Here is an 18087-nt window from a genome sequence, read left to right as displayed (position 1 = left end):
AGGGGCGCTTTCCGACTAGTACGGATCGGAGCAGTCGTAGCGATCGGTGCCGTCCAACAGGAAGACGCAGGCCCTGGACAGAGCGTCCTTGTCGTTGACCATGCGGGTCCAGACGGTGACGCCGTCACCCGCGTAGCGCGTCGTCAAGGTCGCGCTGCCGTCCTCGCGCCGCACGGCGACGGTGATGGGCTCGCCGGACGTCGTCTTGTAGCGCGTCCACGCCGCTCGACAGGTGGGGCTGTAGCGCAACTCCTGTGCGTGGAACCAGCCGTAGGCCACGGTCTTCGCGTCGTTCTGGCAGATCGTCGTCGCGGGGTCCAGGCCATGGCACGACGAGGCGTAGCAGGACGTGGCGGCCGAGGCCGGCGAGGAGGCGAGCAGCAGGCTCGACGCGGCCATCGCGAAGGCCGAACCGACGGTGGCGAGCTTGCGGGTGAGTGCCTTCATGGCGGGTTCTCCTTCCGAAAGGTCTAGTACCAGGACGTGCATTCGGGCTGGAAGTCGCCCTCGTAGTGGTCGCAGGCCCGGGCCAGGAGGTCCTTGTCGTTCAGCATCTGCGTCCAGACGGCGTTGCTGCCGTTGGTCTTCACCGCGTAGAGCCCGCCGCCGCCACTGCGCTGCACCCAGATGGTCAACCGGGCCGGCGTGAACGTGGGGAAGCGCGCCCAGGCCGCCCGGCAGGTGGGGCTGTAGCGCAGCTCCGTCCCCCAGAAGCTGGTCGTGCCGACGGTACGCGCGTCGTTCTGGCAGATGGTCGTCGACGGGTCCAGGCCCTCGCAGCTGCTCGCGTAGCAGCTCGTCGCGGCGGACGCCGGCGACGAGGCGAGCAGCAGGCTCGACGCGGCCATCGCGAAGGCCGAACCGACGGTGGCGAGCTTGCGGGTGAGTGCCTTCATGGCGGGTTCTCCTTCTGAGAGGGGTCTAGTACCAGGTCGTGCAGGACGAGCCGAAGCCCGTGACGTGGCCGCAGGCCCGGGCGATGATGCCCCGGTCGTCGATCATCGCGGTCCACGCGGTGCCGTTGCCGGAGTAGTGAATGGCCTGCTCCAGGCCGGTGTTGCTCTCGACCCAGACGGTCATCGCGGTGTCGCCGCTCTGCCGTGCCCAGGCGGCCCGGCAGGTCGGGCTGTAGCGCAGCTCGGTGCCCAGGCTGTTCGTGGCGACCGTGCGGGCGTCGTTCTGGCAGACGGTGGTGCTCGGGTCCTTGCCGGTGCAGTCGGGCCCGTTGCAGGAGGTCGCGGCGGACGCCGGCGACGAGGCGAGCAGGAGGCTCGATGCCGCGAGGGCGAGGGCCGAACCGGCGGTCGCGAGCCCTCGGGTGACGGTGCTCATCAGTTGAACCATCCGGTATCGGAGGCGTGGGTCCCGTCCGGGCGATAGTCGGCGGCGTACGAGGGGATGTCCTTGACGTCGACCATGCGGGTCCAGACCGTCCCGCCCGACGTGTTGGGCGTCACCGTCCACTGCTCGTACCGTCCGTTGACGGCCCTGTACGAGTGTCCCGCCACGGCCGAGGACTTGCGGGCCCAGGCGGCCCGGCAGTACGGGCTGTAGCGCAGCTCGACGCCCGTCGAGCTGGTGAGGACGGTCCTCGCGTCGTTCTGACAGACCGTCTGTGCCGGGTCCAGACCCGCGCAGGTGATCGAGTTGCAGACCGACGGGGCCGCCGACGCCGGCGACGAGGCGAGCAGCAGGCTCGACGCGGCCATCGCGACGGCCGAACCGACGGTGGCGAGCTTGCGGGTGAGTGCGTTCACAGGGACCCCTGGTGATGAGGCGGCGGGCGGCGCGGTGAGCTGCGCCGCCGAACACGCTGCCAGTCCCGGCGGGCCTCCCCCGGTGTCCCACTGCCGGGACGCGTCCCGGGGCGGATGGGGTGGGTCGGCATGCCGTCGACGGTCCAGGCGGGGGGTGCCCGGACGGGGCTCCCGTCCCGTCGGCCTCACGGGACGGGCGGGGGGACGCGGGACGGGAACGGGACGCCCGTACCCCCGTTCCGTGGGACACCGGGGTTCCGGACTCGGCCGTACGCGAGATCCCGGCGCCGTACGCGACACCCCCAGGGAACGCGAAAGGCCCCCGGCACCCTTGCGGGTGGCGGGGGCCTCTCGGTCTCCGGGCGAACCGGATCAGACGGCGTGTCCGTGCGTCAGTGCACCGGGACGACCTGCTTCTCCTCGGCGAAGTGGCACGCCGAGAAGTGGGCGGCCGGGGTGTCCTGGCCCTGGAAGACCGTCGGGATCGCGAGGATCGGAGTCTCCTGGGAGCACTTCTCCTGCGCCTTCCAGCAACGGGTGCGGAAGCTGCAGCCCGACGGCGGGTTCGCCGGCGAGGGGACGTCACCGGTGAGGATGATCCGCTCGCGGTGCGCGCGGGCCTGCGGGTCCGGCACCGGCACCGCGGAGAGCAGCGCCTGCGTGTACGGGTGCGTCGGGTGCTCGTAGATCTGCTCGTCCGTACCGATCTCGGCCATCTTGCCGAGGTACATGACGCCGACGCGGTCCGAGATGTGCCGGACGATCGACAGGTCGTGCGCGATGAAGAGGTAGGAGAGGTTGAACTCCTCCTGCAGCTTCCCCATCAGGTTGATGACCTGCGCCTGGACGGAGACGTCCAGGGCCGAGACCGGCTCGTCGCAGATGATGATCTCCGGGTTGAGCGCGAGGCCGCGGGCGATGCCGATGCGCTGGCGCTGACCGCCGGAGAACTGGTGCGGGTACCGGTTGATGTACTCCGGGTTCAGACCGACGACGTCGAGGAGCTCCTGCACCTTGCGGCGCCGGTCGCCCTTCGGGGCCACCTCGGGGTGGATGTCGTACGGCTCCCCGATGATGTCGCCGACCGTCATACGCGGGTTCAGCGAGGTGTACGGATCCTGGAACACCATCTGGATGTTGCGGCGGACGGCCTTCAGCGCGCGCCCGGACAGCTTGGTGATGTCCTGGCCCTTGTAGAAGACCTCGCCGGCGGTGGCCCGCTCCAGGTTCATCAGGAGCTTGGCGACCGTGGACTTGCCACAGCCGGACTCGCCCACGATGCCGAGGGTCTCGCCCTGGTAGAGGTCGAAGGAGACCCCGTCCACGGCCTTGACCGCGCCGACCTGCTTCTTGAAGAGGATGCCCTGCGTCAGCGGGAAGTGCTTCTTCAGGCCACGCACCTGGAGGATCGGCTCGCCGCGGCCCACGGGAGCCTCGATGGCGGCGGCCACGGCCTCGTCGTTCGTGCTGAGGTCAGCCATGGATCGTCTCCTTCCAGAAGTGGCAGGCGCTCTTACGGCCCGGGAGATCCGCGCCGTCCTGCTCGGTGACCGGCGCCAGGGCCGGGATCTCCGTACGGCAGATGTCGTCGGCCTTGGGGCAGCGCGGGTTGAAGGCACAGCCGGTGGGCACGCGGAGCAGGTTGGGCGGCAGGCCCTTGATCGCGTAGAGCTCCTGGCCCTTCTGGTCCAGGCGCGGGATCGAGTCCAGCAGGCCGCGGGTGTACGGGTGCGCGGGGCGCCCGTACAGCTCGTGGACCGGCGCCTGCTCGACGATCCGGCCGGCGTACATCACGGCGATCTTGTCCGCGACGTCGGCGACGACGCCGAGGTCGTGGGTGATCAGGATCAGGCCCATGTTGTATTCCTGCTGGAGCTCCGAGAGGAGGTCCATGACCTGGGCCTGGACGGTCACGTCGAGAGCCGTGGTGGGCTCGTCGGCGATGATCAGGTCCGGCTCCAGGGCGAGCGCCATGGCGATCATGATGCGCTGACGCATACCGCCGGAGAACTGGTGGGGGTAGTCGCCGACCCGCGCCTTGGCGGCGGGGATCTTGACCTTGTCCATCAGCTCGATGGCCTTGACCTTGGCGTCCTTCTTGGACAGGCCCTGGTGCACCCGGAACATCTCGCCGAGCTGGTAGCCGACGGTGAGGACCGGGTTGAGGGAGGACAGCGCGTCCTGGAAGATCATGGCGATCTTCCGGCCGCGGATCTTGCGGCGCTCCTCTTCGGACATCTTCAGCATGTCCTCGCCGCGGAACAGGATCTCGCCCTGCGGGATCTTGCCCGGCGGCATGTCGAGGATGCCCATGATGGCCTGCGCGGTGACGGACTTGCCGGAGCCGGACTCGCCAAGGACGGCGAGGGTCTCGCCGGCGTTCACCGAGTAGTTGACACCGTTGACCGCCTTGGCCACACCGTCACGGGTGTGGAACTCGACGTGCAGGTCGCGGACTTCGAGCAGCGGGCCGTTGTAGTCGGCTCCGGCGCGCGGCGCGGGGACGGCCGCGGTCTTGTCGATGATGCTCATCTTTTACGCCCTCCTCAGCGCAGCTTGGGGTCGAGGGCGTTGCGGACGGCTTCGCCGAGCATGATGAACGCCAGAACGGTGAGGCTCAGCATGATCGAGGGCCAGAGCAGGACGTGCGGGGCCACTCGGATCTGGGCGACACCCGCGGAGATGTCGACACCCCACGAGACGGTCGGGGCCGCGAGGCCCAGACCGAGGAACGACAGGGTGGCCTCGGCCGAGATGTAACCGCCGAGCGCGATGGTCGCGACGACGATCACGGGGGCCATGGCGTTCGGCAGGATGTGCCGGAAGAGGATCCGGGTCGTGCCGGCGCCGAGGGCCTTGGCCGCGTGGACGTAGTCGGCCTGCTTGACGGTGATCACGGCACCGCGCATGACGCGGGTGATCTGGGTCCAGCCGAGGAACGCGAGGGCGAAGACGACGACCCAGACGGTCCGCTCGACGAAGGCCTGAAGGACGACCATGGCGCCGAGCAGGAACGGGATGCCGAAGAAGACGTCGGTGAGACGGGAGAGCACCGCGTCGACCCAGCCGCCGAAGTAGCCGGAGATCATGCCCATGATGCCGCCGACGATCGTGACGATCGCGGTGACGCAGACGCCGACGATGATCGAGGCGCGGGTGCCGTGGATCAGGCGGGCGTAGACGGAGCGGCCCTGCTGGTCGTAGCCCAGCCACTCCGGCGAGCCGATGCTGCCCAGTTCGGGCTTGCTCAGGAAGTGGTGGACCAGGTCACCGGCGGTCGGGGACGCGCTGGTGAAGAGGGTCGGCCACGCCGAGATCAGCAGCAGCAGCGCGATCAGCACCGACGAGACGATGAAGTACGGGTTGCGACGGAGATCGGCCCAGGCGTCGCCCCAGAGGCTACGAGCCTTCTCCTGCTTGGGCGCCGGAGCGGACGCGTCCACCGAGGGGGTGGCGACGGCGTCCTCGACTGCGATGGCGGACTTGGTCACGTCAGGCATACCGGATCCTCGGGTCCAGGACCGCGTACAGCAGGTCGATGAGCAGGCTGGTGACGAGGTAGACGATCACCAGGATGGTGACGAGGCCCACCAGGGTCGAACCTTCGCGCCGGGAGATCGACTCGGCGATGACGCCGCCGATTCCCTTGATGTTGAAGATCGCCTCGGTGACGACCGCGCCGCCCATGAGGGCGCCGATGTCGGTGCCGAGGAAGGTGACCACGGGGATCATCGAGTTGCGCATCAGGTGGACGCCGATGACCCGGCGCCGCGGCAGGCCCTTGGCGACAGCCGTACGCATGTAGTCGGCGCGCAGGTTCTCCGCCATGGACGTACGGGTGAGCCGCGCCACATAGGCGAGGGAGAGACCGCCGAGCACAATGGCCGGAGCGAGCATCTCGCTCAGGACCGGCTCGGTACTCACGTTCGGTGCGATCCACTCCAAGTTGAAGGCGAACACCATCTTGATGATGTAGCCGAGAACGAAGACCGGGATCGAGATGATCAGCAAGGTGAAGATCAGGATCGCGTTGTCGGCCAGCCGGCCGGCGCGCAGACCGCCGATGATACCCAGGCCGATGCCGAAGATCAGCTCGATGGCGAACGCGAGGGCCGCCAGCTGGAGCGTGATGGGGAACGCGTCGCCGAGCACTTCCGTGACCGGTCGGCCGTTACGGATCTGGGTACCGAAGTCCTGGTGCCAGATCATGTCCCACATATACGTGACGTACTGCACCCACTGGGGCCGGTCAAGGCCCAGCTCATGGCGCTTCGCGGCGAGAGTCGCCGGGTCGGCGCCCTTGTCGCCGAACATCGCCAGCACGGGATCACCGGGCAGGCTGCGCACCATGAGGAAGATCAGCAGGGTCGTCCCGATGAAAACCGGGATCATCTGGAGCAGTCGTCGTGCGACATAACGCCCCATCATGCCTCCGTTGAGATGTGACAGCGGCAACCGACGGGCCCTCCCATGGCACAGCTATGCCCGAATTCGGGCATGGCTATGTCGTGGAAGGGCCCCCCAGCCGCTGCGTAGGGCACCGAGACGGGACTTGACGATCCGTCAAGTCCCGTGACGGCGTGCGGACTACGCTTGGGTGATTACTTCTTGACCTCGACGCCGGTCAGGATCGGGTCGCCGTCCTGACCGTAAGCCACGCCCGAAACCTTCTCGGAGTAGCCCGCGTTGACCTTGTAGTACCAGAGCGGGATCGACGGCATGTAGTTGACCAGGTCCTTCTCGATGGCCTGGAACTGCTTCACGGACTCGTCGAGCGTCGCGGCCGAGTCGGCCTTGGCGATCTTCGCGTCCAGCGCCTTGTTGGAGAAGTCGCCCTGGTTACCCGCCGCACCCGTGCGGAACAGGTCGGAGATGAAGTTGGCGTTCACCGGGTAGTCGAGCACCCAGCCGGAGCGGTAGAGCGACTTGACCTGCTTGGTCTTGCGAGCGGTCAGGTCGGCCTGGAAGTCCGGCTTGCCGTCGCCGACGCACTGGACGCTGGTGGCCTGGGTGATGGAGTTGCAGACAGCGTCCACCCACTCCTTGTGGCCGCCATCGGCGTTGAACTGGATGGAGATCTTGTTGCCGGGGACGCCGCCGCCGGCCGCGATGAGCTCCTTGGCCTTCGCCGGGTCGAACTTGGTGACGCCGGCGCCACCGTCCTCCTGGAAGCCCAGGACACCCTTGGCGACCCAGCCGGTCGCGGGCTCACGCGTACCCTGCAGCACCGTCTTGGTGATGGTGGCACGGTCGATCGCCATCGACAGACCCTGGATGACCTTCGGGTCGATCGCCTTCGGCTTCTTCCACTGGTCGGAGTAGAAGGCGACGGCGATGGTCTGGATCGCGGAGTACGGCTGGTCCACGGCGCGGTCGCCGAGGTCCTGGCGGTAGACCGGGAGGTCCTTCGGCGCGATCTGACGCAGAACGTCGACGTTGCCGGACTTCAGGTCCTCGTACGCGGCCTCGAGGGTGGTGTAGTTCTTGAAGACCACACCGCCGTTCTTCGCCTTGTTCGGGCCCTTGTAGTCGTCGTAACGGACGATCTCGATCTTCTTCTTGCGGTCCCAGTTCTTGAACTTGTAGGGACCGTTGCCGACCGGCTTCAGGCCGCCCGCGGTCGGGTCCTTGTAGAAGGACTCGGCCATCGGCGCGAAGACGATGTAGGCCAGCTTGTGACCGAAGTACGGGACGGCCTTCGAGAGCTCGATCTTGAAGGTGGTCTCGTCGACGACCGTCAGACCCTCGAGCTTGTCGGCGGTCTGCTTGGCGCCCTCGGCGTCCGGGTGGACCTTGTCGTAGCCCTTGATGTCCGCGAACCAGGACGCGAGGCCCTGGGCGTTCTTCAGGCTGGCGTTCCAGTTCCACGCGTCCACGTAGGACTTCGAGGTCACCGCGGTGCCGTCGTGGAAGGTCCAGCCCGGCTTGAGCTTGACGGTCCAGGTCTTCGAGTCCGTCGTGGTGACCGACTCGGCGTTCACCATCTCCAGCGAGCCATCGGCCTTGTAGTCGACCAGGGTCGAGAACAGGCCGGCCATCACGGCGGAGCCGTTGGACTCCATCGTGTCGCCGGTGAGCAGGGGCTTCTCAGGCTCGCCCAGCTCGATGGAGAAAATTCCGTTCGGGTCAACAGCGCCCTTGCCGTTGCCGGCATCGTCGCCCTTACCCCCGCCACAGGCGGTCGCAGCCAGGGCGACGATGATCGCGCCCGTTACCCACTTGGCGCTCTTGGCACCGCGCATGGGTTCCTCCTCATGAGTCCACTTTGTCACTACAAGAGGGGCACTCCGAGTTTTGCCGACACCCCTGACGGCTAGCACTCAAGTGCCCCGAGTGTGCTCGTGAGTCGGCACTCCCCACAGTGCGTGACCCATTGACCCGAGCTCAATGGAGCCAACTATTAAGTACGTCCGGGCTGTAAACCACACTTAAGTGGTCTCGTTTTGACAACATCACCAAGGCCCCGGATACCGAAATCCGGACAAACTGAGCACAGACAGACACGCCCGAAACGGACCGTTAACACACGTACCGGAGAGCGATGGCCGATATCCGGACACCTGGCCTTCGAAATGAAGTTGACGGAACTTGACGAAAAGCCCGGGCCCCCACAGGTATCTGTGGGGGCCCGGGCTCCGGTCCTGACGCTATGTCAACCGAGAGCGGCGAAGATCACAGATCGATGATCTACCCCGCCGCACTCGGCCGTATGCGACCCTACTCAGCCGTTCTTGGCACGGGAAGACGCACGACCGCGCGCGTTCTGGTCCAGGATGACCTTGCGGATGCGCACGGCCTCCGGGGTCACCTCGACGCACTCGTCGTCGCGGCAGAACTCCAGGGACTGCTCCAGGGACAGCTTCCGCGGCGGGACGATCGCCTCGAAGGAGTCGGCGGAGGAGGAGCGCATGTTGGTGAGCTTCTTCTCCTTGGTGATGTTCACGTCCATGTCGTCGGAGCGCGAGTTCTCGCCGACGATCATGCCCTCGTACACCTCGGTGCCGGGGTCGGTGAACAGGACGCCGCGCTCCTGGAGGTTCGTCATCGCGAAGGCGGTGACGGCGCCGGCGCGGTCGGCGACCAGCGAACCGTTGTTACGGGTCGTCAGCGTGCCGAACCACGGCTCGTGGCCCTCGTGGATCGAGTGGGCGATGCCCGTACCGCGGGTGTTGGTCAGGAACTCCGTACGGAAGCCGATGAGGCCACGGGACGGAACGACGAACTCCATGCGGACCCAGCCGGAGCCGTGGTTCGACATGTTGTCCATGCGGCCCTTGCGGACGCCCATGAGCTGCGTGACGGCGCCCATGTGCTCCTCGGGCACGTCGACCGTGAGGCGCTCGACGGGCTCGTGGGTCTTGCCGTCGACCTCCTTGGTGACGACCTGCGGCTTGCCGATGGTGAGCTCGAAGCCCTCGCGGCGCATCTGCTCGACCAGGATGGCGAGCGCGAGCTCACCACGGCCCTGGACCTCCCAGGCGTCGGGACGCTCGGTGTCGAGGACGCGGAGCGAGACGTTACCGATCAGCTCGCGGTCCAGACGGTCCTTGACCTGGCGGGCGGTGACCTTGCGCTGCTTGACCGCGGACTTGGCGTCCGCGCCCTTGCCCGTGCCACCGCGGCCGACGAGCGGCGAGGTGTTGGTGCCGATGGTCATGGAGATGGCCGGCTGGTCGACCGTGATCAGCGGCAGCGCGATCGGGTTCTCCGGGTCGGCCAGGGTCTCGCCGATCATGATGTCGGGGATACCGGCGACGGCGCAGATGTCACCGGGGCCGGCGACCTCGGCCGGCTTCCGGGTGAGCGCCTCGGTCATCATCAGCTCGGTGATGCGGACGTTGGAGATCGTGCCGTCCCGCTTGATCCACGCGACCGTCTGGCCCTTGCGCAGCTCGCCCTGCTCGACGCGGAGGAGCGCGATGCGGCCGAGGAAGTTGTCGGCGTCCAGGTTGGTGACGTGGGCCTGGAGCGGGGCCTCCTCGTCGTACACCGGGGCCGGGACGTGCTCGAGGATGGCCGAGAAGAACGGCTCCAGGTTCTCGGAGTCCTGCGGGACCGTGCCGTTCTCCGGCTTGGTCAGCGAGGCGATGCCGTCACGGCCGCAGGCGTAGACGATCGGGAACTCGATCTGGTCCTCGTCCGCGTCCAGGTCCAGGAACAGGTCGTAGGTCTCGTTGACGACCTCGTCGATCCGGGAGTCCGGGCGGTCCGTCTTGTTGATGCAGAGGATGACGGGCTTGCGCTGCTGGAGGGCCTTGCGCAGCACGAAGCGGGTCTGCGGAAGCGGACCCTCGGAGGCGTCCACGAGGAGGACGACCGCGTCCACCATCGACAGACCGCGCTCGACCTCGCCACCGAAGTCGGCGTGGCCGGGGGTGTCGATGATGTTGATCGTGATCGGGGCCCCGCCGTCCTTGGGGTGATACTTCACCGCCGTGTTCTTGGCGAGGATCGTGATGCCCTTCTCACGTTCCAGGTCGTTCGAGTCCATCATGCGGTCGTCGAGCTGCTGGTGGGCGGCGAAGGCACCGGCCTGCTTGAGCATGGCGTCGACGATGGTCGTCTTGCCATGGTCGACGTGGGCGACGATGGCGACGTTACGGATGTCGTGGCGCGTGGGCATGGGTGCTTGCGCTTCTCTCGGATCGTGGGTGCGGCGTCAGTTCCTCGTACGCCCGCCGGGCGGACGCGCCACGGCTATGTCCTATGGTACGGGGCTGCCGCGCAAGGGGCTTCCCCGCCCGGATCCGAGAGGGTCTACTGGGGGGTTTCGGAGTGTGCTCAGGCTGCTTCGGCGTGTGCTCAGGCTGCTTCGGCGTGTGCCCGGTCGCGCTGGGGACGCTCCGGGCACGGCATCTGTGGTGCTGTGGTGCGACTGCGGTGTGACAGCGGACCGGCCGGGTCAAGCGGCCGACGCGATCCTGCCCGCCGGGATCACCGGCGGGCAAGGAACTTGAGCTGGTTCTGAGGTTGTGATCAGCGGTTTCGGAGACTTTGGAGCTTTCAGCGGTTTCGCTCTGCTCCCTTGGAGGATTCGGGCTTCTTGAAGCCGATGTCCTGGTAGCGGGGTCCGGCGAGGCCCCAGGCCCCCGCGTTCACGATCTCGGCCTTCGCGGCGACGAGCTGCGGGCGCTGGTAGAGGGGGATGGAACCGGCCGCGGCCCAGATGCGGGCGTCGGCCTGGCGGACGAGCTCGCGGGACTCCTCCTCGTCGAGCGTCCCGGCCGCCTGGTCGAAGAGCTGGTCGATGCGGTCGGTGCCGACCCGCGAGTAGTTCTGCTCGACCAGGAGCGAGCCGTCCGACGCGGGCTCGGGCTTGGCGAAGATGGGCCGGGCGTCGGTCGCCGGGAAGGCGGAGGCCGGCCAGGAGTAGAGGGCCAGGTCGTAGTCGCCGGCGGCGACGTGGTCCTTGAAGAAGCTGTCGTCGGAGACCTTGGTGACCTGCGTGCGGATCCCCACGGCGTCGAGCATCCGGACGATCCGGTCGCCGACGGCGCGCAGCGACTCGGAGCCGGGCCCGGAGGGCAGGACGAAGCGGAGGCTGAGTTCCTTGCCGTCCTTGCCGAGGGCCCGCGAGGCCTGGGGCGCGGTCACGGGGGCGGCGGTGCCGAGCGGGGCGTAGGCCCCGGCGACTCCCCGGTCCGGCTTGGTGACCGAGTGGGCGGCCCGGGCGCCCGAGCCCGCGCCGGTGTCGAGCGCCTCGGCGCGGGCGAGGAGCGCGGCGCTCTGGCGTGCGGCGGCGGGGGCCGGGGCGAGGATGCCGGTGCCGTTCTCGGGGCCCGCGGCGCCGATGACGGGGGCGGGGAGGGCCCTGGGGTCGCCCGGCTTGTCGTCGCCGACGATGTAGAGGCCCTCGTCGGAGGCGGTGTCCGCCTTCTTCTTGGCGTCGGTGGAGCCGTCGGCCTTCTTGTCCTTCTTCTCCTGCTCCGCCTTCTCGGTCTTCGCCTTCTTCGCCTTCTCCGCCTCGCTGCCGGCCTCGGCGCCGTCCTTCGCGCCGGCCGGCTTGCGGGCCGCCCCGCCGGGGACCCAGCCCGCGTCGGCGAGGAGCGCCCGCGCCTCCTTGGTGTCCTGGTCGCCGAGCGCGTCGCTGCTGTCCGCGTACGCCGCCTGCCCGGCGAGGGCCAGGTGGCTGCCGGGGGGCGTCGCCGGGAGGCCGAGCGGCTTGAGTACGGATTCGGCCAGCTCCTGGCGGTTGATGGCGCGGGCCACCGCCCGTCGTACGCGCTCGTCGGCGAGCGCGCCGGACTCGCCGTTCAGGGAGAGCTGAGTGTAGGCGGGCTCCAGGGACTTGCGGACCACGAAGCCGGCGAGGGCGTCCTGCTCGCTCGCGTATCGGGCGACGGCCTTCTGGTTCTTCTGGCGTGCGGCCTGCACCTCTTCCGCCTTCTCCTCGTCGGAGCCGTGCGCGAGGGCCCAGGACTCCAGGGCCTTGGAGGAGGTGATCGCCGAGCCGGGGCCGTGGGCGAGGGCCGCCTGAGCGCCGTTCCGGCCGGCGCGGGCGTCGCGGAGCGCGAGGGCGATCCGGTCGGCCGTGGAGCGATCGATCTCGGCCAGGTCGAGCTTGTCCGCGGCGAGGGCCGCTGCCCGGTCGGCCCGGGGGACGGCCTTGAGGACGAGGCTGTCGAGCTTGGCGGACTGCCCCCACCAGCGGGGGTTGCGGGTCAGGGTGACGTCGCCGCTCCCGCGGTTGATCGACTTCAGCAGGAACGGTCCTGCAGTGGCCTTGAGCGTGGTGCGCGCCCCGTCGTTGAAGGAGTTCGGGGAGCCCATCACCTGCTTGGGGTAGAGCGGGGTGAAGAGGGACTGCCAGTCGGCGTAGGGCTTGGAGAAGGTGATCCGCACCTCCAGGTCGTTCTTGCCCTTCTCGATCTTCTCGATCCGCTCGTAGCCGGAGTTGCGGGCGGTCCAGTACGCGGTGTCGCGGCCGCTCAGCGCCCGCCACTGGGCGACGAAGTCGGGGGCCCCGATCTCGCGTCCGTCGCTCCACACCGCCTGCTGGTTGAGCTTGTAGAGGACGACCTGCTTGGGCTCGGTCTCGACGACCTGCGCGGACTCCAGGTAGTCCGGGTTCAGCTGCGGTCGGCCCCGCTCGTCGATCGTGTAGAGGGAGGGGAGCACGGCCCCGGCGATGCGGGCGGTGGTGCCGTCGGCGTCGGCCTGGAAGCTGTTGAGGGTGGTGGGCAGCGCGTCGACGGCCCAGCGCAGGGTGCCGCCGTCGGCCACCGCTTCGCGCTTGGCGGGGGCGTTGTCCTGGGCTGCGGCCGGGGCTTCGCCGGTGTCGTCGCCGGAGCTGCAGCCGGCGAGCACGGTGACGGCGAGGACCGCACTGGTGAGGGTGGCGACGGAGCGGAGCGTGCGGGAGCGGGGGCTCCTGGAGCATGTCCTCCCGCGAGGGGCGCCGAACTGGGACATGACTTGTACCCCTTCGTCCAGATTTATGCCATTTGGAGATGATCAGACCTATTGCTCATACACTGAAAAGGACGGAGCGGATCCGGCCACGGCGACACGGCGGCACGTCCGGAAAACCCCACTCGTGCGGCCCAACAGCCCGGGGACGGTGCGCTCCGGACGAGTGGAATCCCGTGCACATGGCTTCCCAAGCGAGATGTGACGCGCGACACTCCTGCGGAAGCCGCTCGCGGAAGTGAGGGCAACCCATGTCCGTTCAGGACGATCTGGCGGCCGTCAAGCGCTGCCTCGAAGACCTGGTCCGCACGGTCGGCCAGCTGGAGCGCGGCATCGCCGCGGAGCGGGGCACTCCCCCGCCGCCCGCCGCCCGCGCCGAGAGCCTCGTGACCATCCCCGACGCCCCGTACGACAGCGGGCTGTGGAAGGACGTGGACGACGAGGGACTGGGAGCACGCGACCGCCACGCGCCATAGGACGTACCGGCAACCGACCGTAGGAGGGCCTGTTGGCCACAGGTACGGAACCGCCCGGGTCCGCGACGGGGGTGCGCTCTCCGGGGCGCGCCTCCATCGCCGCCCGCCATCTGCGCACCGACCGCTGGTGGCTCTCCCCCGCCGCCACCGCGGCCGGTCTGCTCGCCTTCGTCGCGTACTCGACCTGGCGGGCGTTCGCCGCCGCCGACTACTACGCGGCCCCTTACGTCTCGCCGTTCTACTCGCCGTGTCTGGCGTCGAACTGCGTCCCCATGAAGGGCGGGCCGAACTGGGAGGTCTTCGGCAGCTGGTGGGGGCTCTCCCCCGCCCTGCTGATCCTGATCTTCCCGCTCGGCTTCCGCCTGACCTGCTACTACTACCGCAAGGCGTACTACCGCGGCTTCTGGGCGTCTCCCCCGGCCTGCGCGGTCGCCGAGCCCCACCGTACGTACACGGGCGAGACCCGCTTCCCGCTGATCCTTCAGAACGTCCACCGCTACTTCTTCTACGCGGCGCTGCCGGTCGCCGGGATCCTCACGTACGACACCGTCCTGACCTTCCGCGACTCCTCGTACGCCTGGGGGCACGCGGGGCTCGGGACGCTGATCTTCCTCGTGAACATCGCCCTGATCTGGGCGTACACCCTGTCCTGCCACTCCTGCCGGCACATCGTCGGCGGGCGGCTCCGGCACTTCTCGAAGCACCCCGTCCGCTACCGGCTGTGGACCTGGACCGGACGGCTGAACCGACGGCACATGCAGCTCGCCTGGGCCTCGCTGATCAGCGTCGCCGTGTGCGATCTGTACGTGTACCTGCTCGCGACCGGCGCCTTCGACGACCCGAGGTTCTTCTGACCCGAGGTCCTACTGACGTGAGGTTCTTCTGACGTGAGGTTCTTCTGAGATGGCAGTGGTGGAACGACAGCAGTGGGACGTGGTCGTGGTGGGCGCCGGAGGGGCCGGGCTGCGGGCCGCGATCGAGGCGCGCCGGGCGGGCGCCCGTACCGCCGTGATCTGCAAGTCCCTCTTCGGCAAGGCCCACACCGTCATGGCCGAGGGCGGCATCGCCGCCTCCATGGCCAATGCCAACGAGCACGACGACTGGAAGACGCACTTCCGCGACACCATGCGCGGCGGGAAGTTCCTCAACCAGTGGCGGATGGCCGAGCTGCACGCCCAGGAGGCCCCCGACCGGGTCTGGGAGCTGGAGACCTGGGGCGCGCTCTTCGACCGGACCCCGGACGGCCGGATCTCGCAGCGCAACTTCGGCGGGCACGAGTACCCGCGGCTCGCGCACGTCGGCGACCGGACCGGCCTCGAACTCATCCGGACCCTCCAGCAGCGGATCGTCGGCCTCCAGCAGGAGGACCACCGCGAGACCGGCGACCACGAGGCGCGGCTGAAGGTCTTCCAGGAGTTCACCGTCACCCGCATTCTCAAGGGCGCGAACGGGCAGGTCGCCGGCGTCTTCTGCTACGAGCGGGAGAGCGGCCGCTTCCTCGTCCTGGAGGCGCCGTCGGTCGTCCTCGCGACCGGCGGCATCGGCAAGTCCTTCAAGGTCACCTCGAACTCGTGGGAATACACGGGCGACGGGCACGCGCTGGCCCTGCTCGCGGGCGCGCCGCTGGTGAACATGGAGTTCGTGCAGTTCCATCCGACCGGGATGGTCTGGCCGCCCTCGGTGAAGGGGATCCTCGTCACCGAGTCCGTACGCGGCGACGGCGGGGTCCTGCGGAACTCCGAGGGCAAGCGGTTCATGTTCGACTACGTCCCCGACGTCTTCAAGGAGAAGTACGCGCAGACCGAGGACGAGGGCGACCGCTGGTACGAGGACCCCGACAACAACCGGCGCCCGCCCGAGCTGCTGCCGCGCGACGAGGTGGCGCGGGCCATCAACTCCGAGGTGAAGGCGGGGCGCGGCTCCCCGCACGGCGGCGTGTTCCTCGACGTGTCGACACGGATGCCGGCGGAGGTGATCCGACGGCGGCTCCCCTCGATGTACCACCAGTTCAAGGAGCTGGCCGACGTCGACATCACGGCGGAGGCCATGGAGGTCGGGCCGACCTGTCACTACGTGATGGGCGGCGTGGCCGTCGACTCCGAGACGGCGGCGACGGTCGGCGTGCCCGGGCTCTTCGCGGCCGGGGAGGTCGCGGGCGGCATGCACGGCTCCAACCGGCTCGGCGGCAACTCCCTCTCCGACCTGCTCGTCTTCGGCCGGCGGGCCGGGCTCTACGCGGCGCAGTACGCGATGTCCGGAGCGGGCGGCGGCGTCGTGCCGTCCGAGGTCGACGCGGCGGCGGAGGAGGCGCTGGCCCCGTTCGGCGGCGCCGCCGTCCCGGGGCCCGCGGAGAATCCGTACACACTCCACCAGGAACTCCAGCAGACGATGAACGACCTCGTCGGGATCATCCGGCGGGAGGGCGAGATGGCCGAGGCCCTGGAGCGGATCGCCGCCCTGCGGGAGCGGGCCCGCCGGATCGCCGTCGAGGGGCACCGGCAGTTCAACCCGGGCTGGCACCTCGCCCTCGACCTGCGGAACATGCTCCTCGTCGGCGAGTGCGTGGCCCGGGCCGCCCTGGAGCGTACCGAGTCCCGGGGCGGGCACACCCGGGAGGACCATCCGGCGATGGTGCGGGAGTGGCGCCCGGTGAACCTGCTGTGCCGCCCCGACGGCGACGGCATCGCGCTCGAACGGATCCGTACCGAGCCGATCCGTCCGGACCTGCTCGCCCTCTTCGAGCAGGAGGAACTGGCCAAGTACCTCGCCGGCAGTGAGCTGGAAGGCGGCGACGAGCTGGAAGGGGAGGTGAGGTCATGAGTACGTACGACGCGCGGTTCCGGGTGTGGCGGGGCGACACCGACGGCGGCGAACTGACCGACTACACGGTCGAGGTGCACGACGGGGAGGTCGTCCTCGACGTCGTCCACCGCCTCCAGGCCACCCAGGCGCCGGACCTCGCGGTGCGCTGGAACTGCAAGGCGGGCAAGTGCGGTTCGTGCTCGGCCGAGATCAACGGTCGGCCCCGGCTGCTCTGCATGACCCGGATGTCGGTCTTCGGGCGGGACGAGGTGATCACCGTGACCCCGATGCGCGCCTTCCCGATCGTCCGCGACCTGGTCACGGACGTCTCCTTCAACTACGCGAAGGCCCGGGAGATCCCGGCCTTCGTCCCGCCGTCCGGGCTCGGCCCCGGCGAGTACCGGATGCGGCAGGAGGACGTGGACCGCTCGCAGGAGTTCCGGAAGTGCATCGAGTGCTTCCTGTGTCAGGACACCTGCCATGTGGTCCGCGACCACGAGGAGAACAAGCCGGCCTTCGCCGGGCCCCGCTTCCTCATGCGGATCGCGGAGCTCGACATGCACCCGCTGGACGCGGCGGACGAGGCCGGGATCGACCGGCGCCGCGACGCGCAGGAGGAGCACGGGCTCGGCTACTGCAACATCACCAAGTGCTGTACGGAGGTGTGCCCGGAGTCCATCCGGATCACCGACAACGCCCTGATCCCGATGAAGGAGCGGGTCGTGGACCGGAAGTACGACCCGCTGGTGTGGCTCGGCAACACGATCAGGCGGCGGAAGGCCTAGCCGGCGGGCCGGCGGGATCCTGCAACGCGGGTGCCGCCGCTCCCGCGCTCCACCGGCCGAGGACGGGCTCGGCGAGGGTGCGGGTGGGGCGGCACAGCGTCTGGCCGTGACGCGCGAACAGCTCGTCGCGGGAGGCGAAGCGGCCGAGGTCGGTGCGGAGGTGGGCGGAGAAGTCGCAGGGGGCGGCGGAGTCCGCGCCGCACGCGGAGGGCGCGTCCCAGTCGACGCCGGTCCGGGCCACGGCCTCGAAGAGCGTCTCCGCACCGGTGTTGGTGAAGCCGTGCTCCCGGGTCCGCTCGTCGCCTCCGAAGAGGCCGTCGATCGCCACCCAGGCGCCGTCGAGCCGGAACTCCGGCCAGGCGAGGACCACTTCCTCGGGGACGAAGGCGTGCAGCCTCGGGAACCGTGGGTACCAGAAGGCCCCGTCCACGCACATGCCCCGCACCCGGGTCGGCACGCCGAACGACCGGGCCACCGCCTCCAGGACCGCCATGCGCTGACTGCACGAGCCGCGCCCGAGCCGCAGCGTCCGGGACACACGGCGGAGGTCCTCCACCGAGTACACCGGCCGTACGGTCGCGGCGACGATCCCGTGGGCCACCCGGAGCCGGTCACGCGCCGTCACCGCGCCCCGCTCGTCCGCCTCCCGCAGGACCCTCGCCACGAACGCGACGACTCCCGGGTGTTCCAGGTCCAGGATTGGCGTGGGCCGGGTGGACCCGGCGACCTCCTCGGCCCCGGTCCCGATCGCGGTCCGGGCCGCAGTGCGGTTCGTGATGCGGGTCTTGATGCGGACGGGCATCAGCAGGCGACTGATCATGGCGTACTCCCCCTCGGTACGGCGGCTCAGCGGGCCAC

General features: G+C 69.1%; 16 protein-coding genes. 4 read left to right on the top strand and 12 right to left on the bottom strand.

What is annotated here, in order from left to right; all coding sequences use genetic code 11:
* Window positions 1–15 precede the first annotated feature (15 nt).
* The 11 genes from ASC82_RS08170 to ASC82_RS08120 form a co-directional block, all read right to left on the bottom strand.
* A complete protein-coding gene (locus ASC82_RS08170; protein WP_056643737.1) occupies window positions 16–447 on the bottom strand; it encodes a DUF2690 domain-containing protein in 432 nt (143 codons plus the stop codon).
* A 23-nt stretch (window positions 448–470) separates the two neighbouring features.
* Window positions 471–896: a DUF2690 domain-containing protein gene (locus ASC82_RS08165; RefSeq protein WP_056643735.1), complete on the bottom strand. Its 426-nt coding sequence runs from the start codon at window positions 894–896 to the stop codon at window positions 471–473.
* A 25-nt stretch (window positions 897–921) separates the two neighbouring features.
* Window positions 922–1332, bottom strand: coding sequence for a DUF2690 domain-containing protein (locus ASC82_RS08160; protein ID WP_056643733.1), 411 nt, complete (start codon window positions 1330–1332; stop codon window positions 922–924).
* Window positions 1332–1757, bottom strand: a complete 426-nt coding sequence (locus ASC82_RS08155) for a DUF2690 domain-containing protein (RefSeq protein WP_056643731.1) — start codon at window positions 1755–1757, stop codon at window positions 1332–1334. The genes ASC82_RS08160 and ASC82_RS08155 overlap by 1 nt, the downstream gene beginning before the upstream one ends.
* Before the next feature lie 392 nt (window positions 1758–2149).
* Entirely contained in the window at window positions 2150–3238 is a 1089-nt protein-coding gene (locus ASC82_RS08150) for a dipeptide ABC transporter ATP-binding protein (RefSeq protein WP_056643729.1), read from the bottom strand.
* Complete coding sequence (locus ASC82_RS08145; protein WP_056643727.1) at window positions 3231–4289, bottom strand: ABC transporter ATP-binding protein; 1059 nt, start codon at window positions 4287–4289, stop codon at window positions 3231–3233. Before ASC82_RS08145 ends, ASC82_RS08150 begins: the two co-directional genes overlap by 8 nt.
* A 14-nt stretch (window positions 4290–4303) precedes the next feature.
* Window positions 4304–5257, bottom strand: a complete 954-nt coding sequence (locus tag ASC82_RS08140) for an ABC transporter permease (RefSeq protein ID WP_056643724.1) — start codon at window positions 5255–5257, stop codon at window positions 4304–4306.
* Entirely contained in the window at window positions 5250–6182 is a 933-nt protein-coding gene (locus ASC82_RS08135; RefSeq protein WP_056644848.1) for an ABC transporter permease, read from the bottom strand. Before ASC82_RS08135 ends, ASC82_RS08140 begins: the two co-directional genes overlap by 8 nt.
* Window positions 6183–6358: 176 nt before the next feature.
* Entirely contained in the window at window positions 6359–7999 is a 1641-nt protein-coding gene (locus ASC82_RS08130) for an ABC transporter substrate-binding protein (protein ID WP_056643722.1), read from the bottom strand.
* A 479-nt stretch (window positions 8000–8478) separates the two neighbouring features.
* On the bottom strand, window positions 8479–10380 hold the full coding sequence (gene typA, locus ASC82_RS08125; RefSeq protein WP_024756472.1) for a translational GTPase TypA: 1902 nt from the start codon (window positions 10378–10380) through the stop codon (window positions 8479–8481).
* Window positions 10381–10760: 380 nt separating this feature from the next.
* Complete coding sequence (locus ASC82_RS08120; protein WP_056643720.1) at window positions 10761–13169, bottom strand: ABC transporter family substrate-binding protein; 2409 nt, start codon at window positions 13167–13169, stop codon at window positions 10761–10763.
* 248 nt (window positions 13170–13417) lie between these two features.
* On the opposite strand from ASC82_RS08120, the gene ASC82_RS08115 reads away from it, so the two are divergent.
* From ASC82_RS08115 to ASC82_RS08100, 4 genes are read left to right on the top strand one after another with little or no spacing between them, the layout of a single operon-like run.
* Window positions 13418–13642: a hypothetical protein gene (locus ASC82_RS08115; protein ID WP_056643718.1), complete on the top strand. Its 225-nt coding sequence runs from the start codon at window positions 13418–13420 to the stop codon at window positions 13640–13642.
* A gap of 32 nt (window positions 13643–13674) precedes the next feature.
* Window positions 13675–14496 (top strand): hypothetical protein, encoded by an 822-nt coding sequence (locus ASC82_RS08110; RefSeq protein WP_056643716.1) that lies wholly within the window; start codon window positions 13675–13677, stop codon window positions 14494–14496.
* A 49-nt stretch (window positions 14497–14545) separates the two neighbouring features.
* A complete protein-coding gene (locus ASC82_RS08105; protein WP_056643714.1) occupies window positions 14546–16462 on the top strand; it encodes a fumarate reductase/succinate dehydrogenase flavoprotein subunit in 1917 nt (638 codons plus the stop codon).
* Window positions 16459–17229 carry a succinate dehydrogenase/fumarate reductase iron-sulfur subunit gene (locus ASC82_RS08100; protein ID WP_056643711.1) on the top strand — a complete coding sequence of 257 codons (771 nt, stop codon included), beginning with the start codon at window positions 16459–16461 and terminating at the stop codon, window positions 17227–17229. The genes ASC82_RS08105 and ASC82_RS08100 overlap by 4 nt, the downstream gene beginning before the upstream one ends.
* Here ASC82_RS08100 and ASC82_RS08095 read toward each other — a convergent pair.
* The gene (locus tag ASC82_RS08095) at window positions 17210–18049 is read right to left on the bottom strand and encodes a transglutaminase domain-containing protein (protein ID WP_056643709.1); all 840 of its coding nucleotides are present in this window, start codon (window positions 18047–18049) and stop codon (window positions 17210–17212) included. The genes ASC82_RS08100 and ASC82_RS08095 overlap by 20 nt on opposite strands.
* Window positions 18050–18087 lie beyond the last annotated feature (38 nt).

Source organism: Streptomyces sp. Root431 (assembly GCF_001426585.1).
Lineage (GTDB): Bacteria > Actinomycetota > Actinomycetes > Streptomycetales > Streptomycetaceae > Streptomyces > Streptomyces stackebrandtii.
The sequence above is the reverse complement of the archived record's forward strand: the minus strand, read 5'-3'. Positions and strand labels throughout refer to the sequence as shown.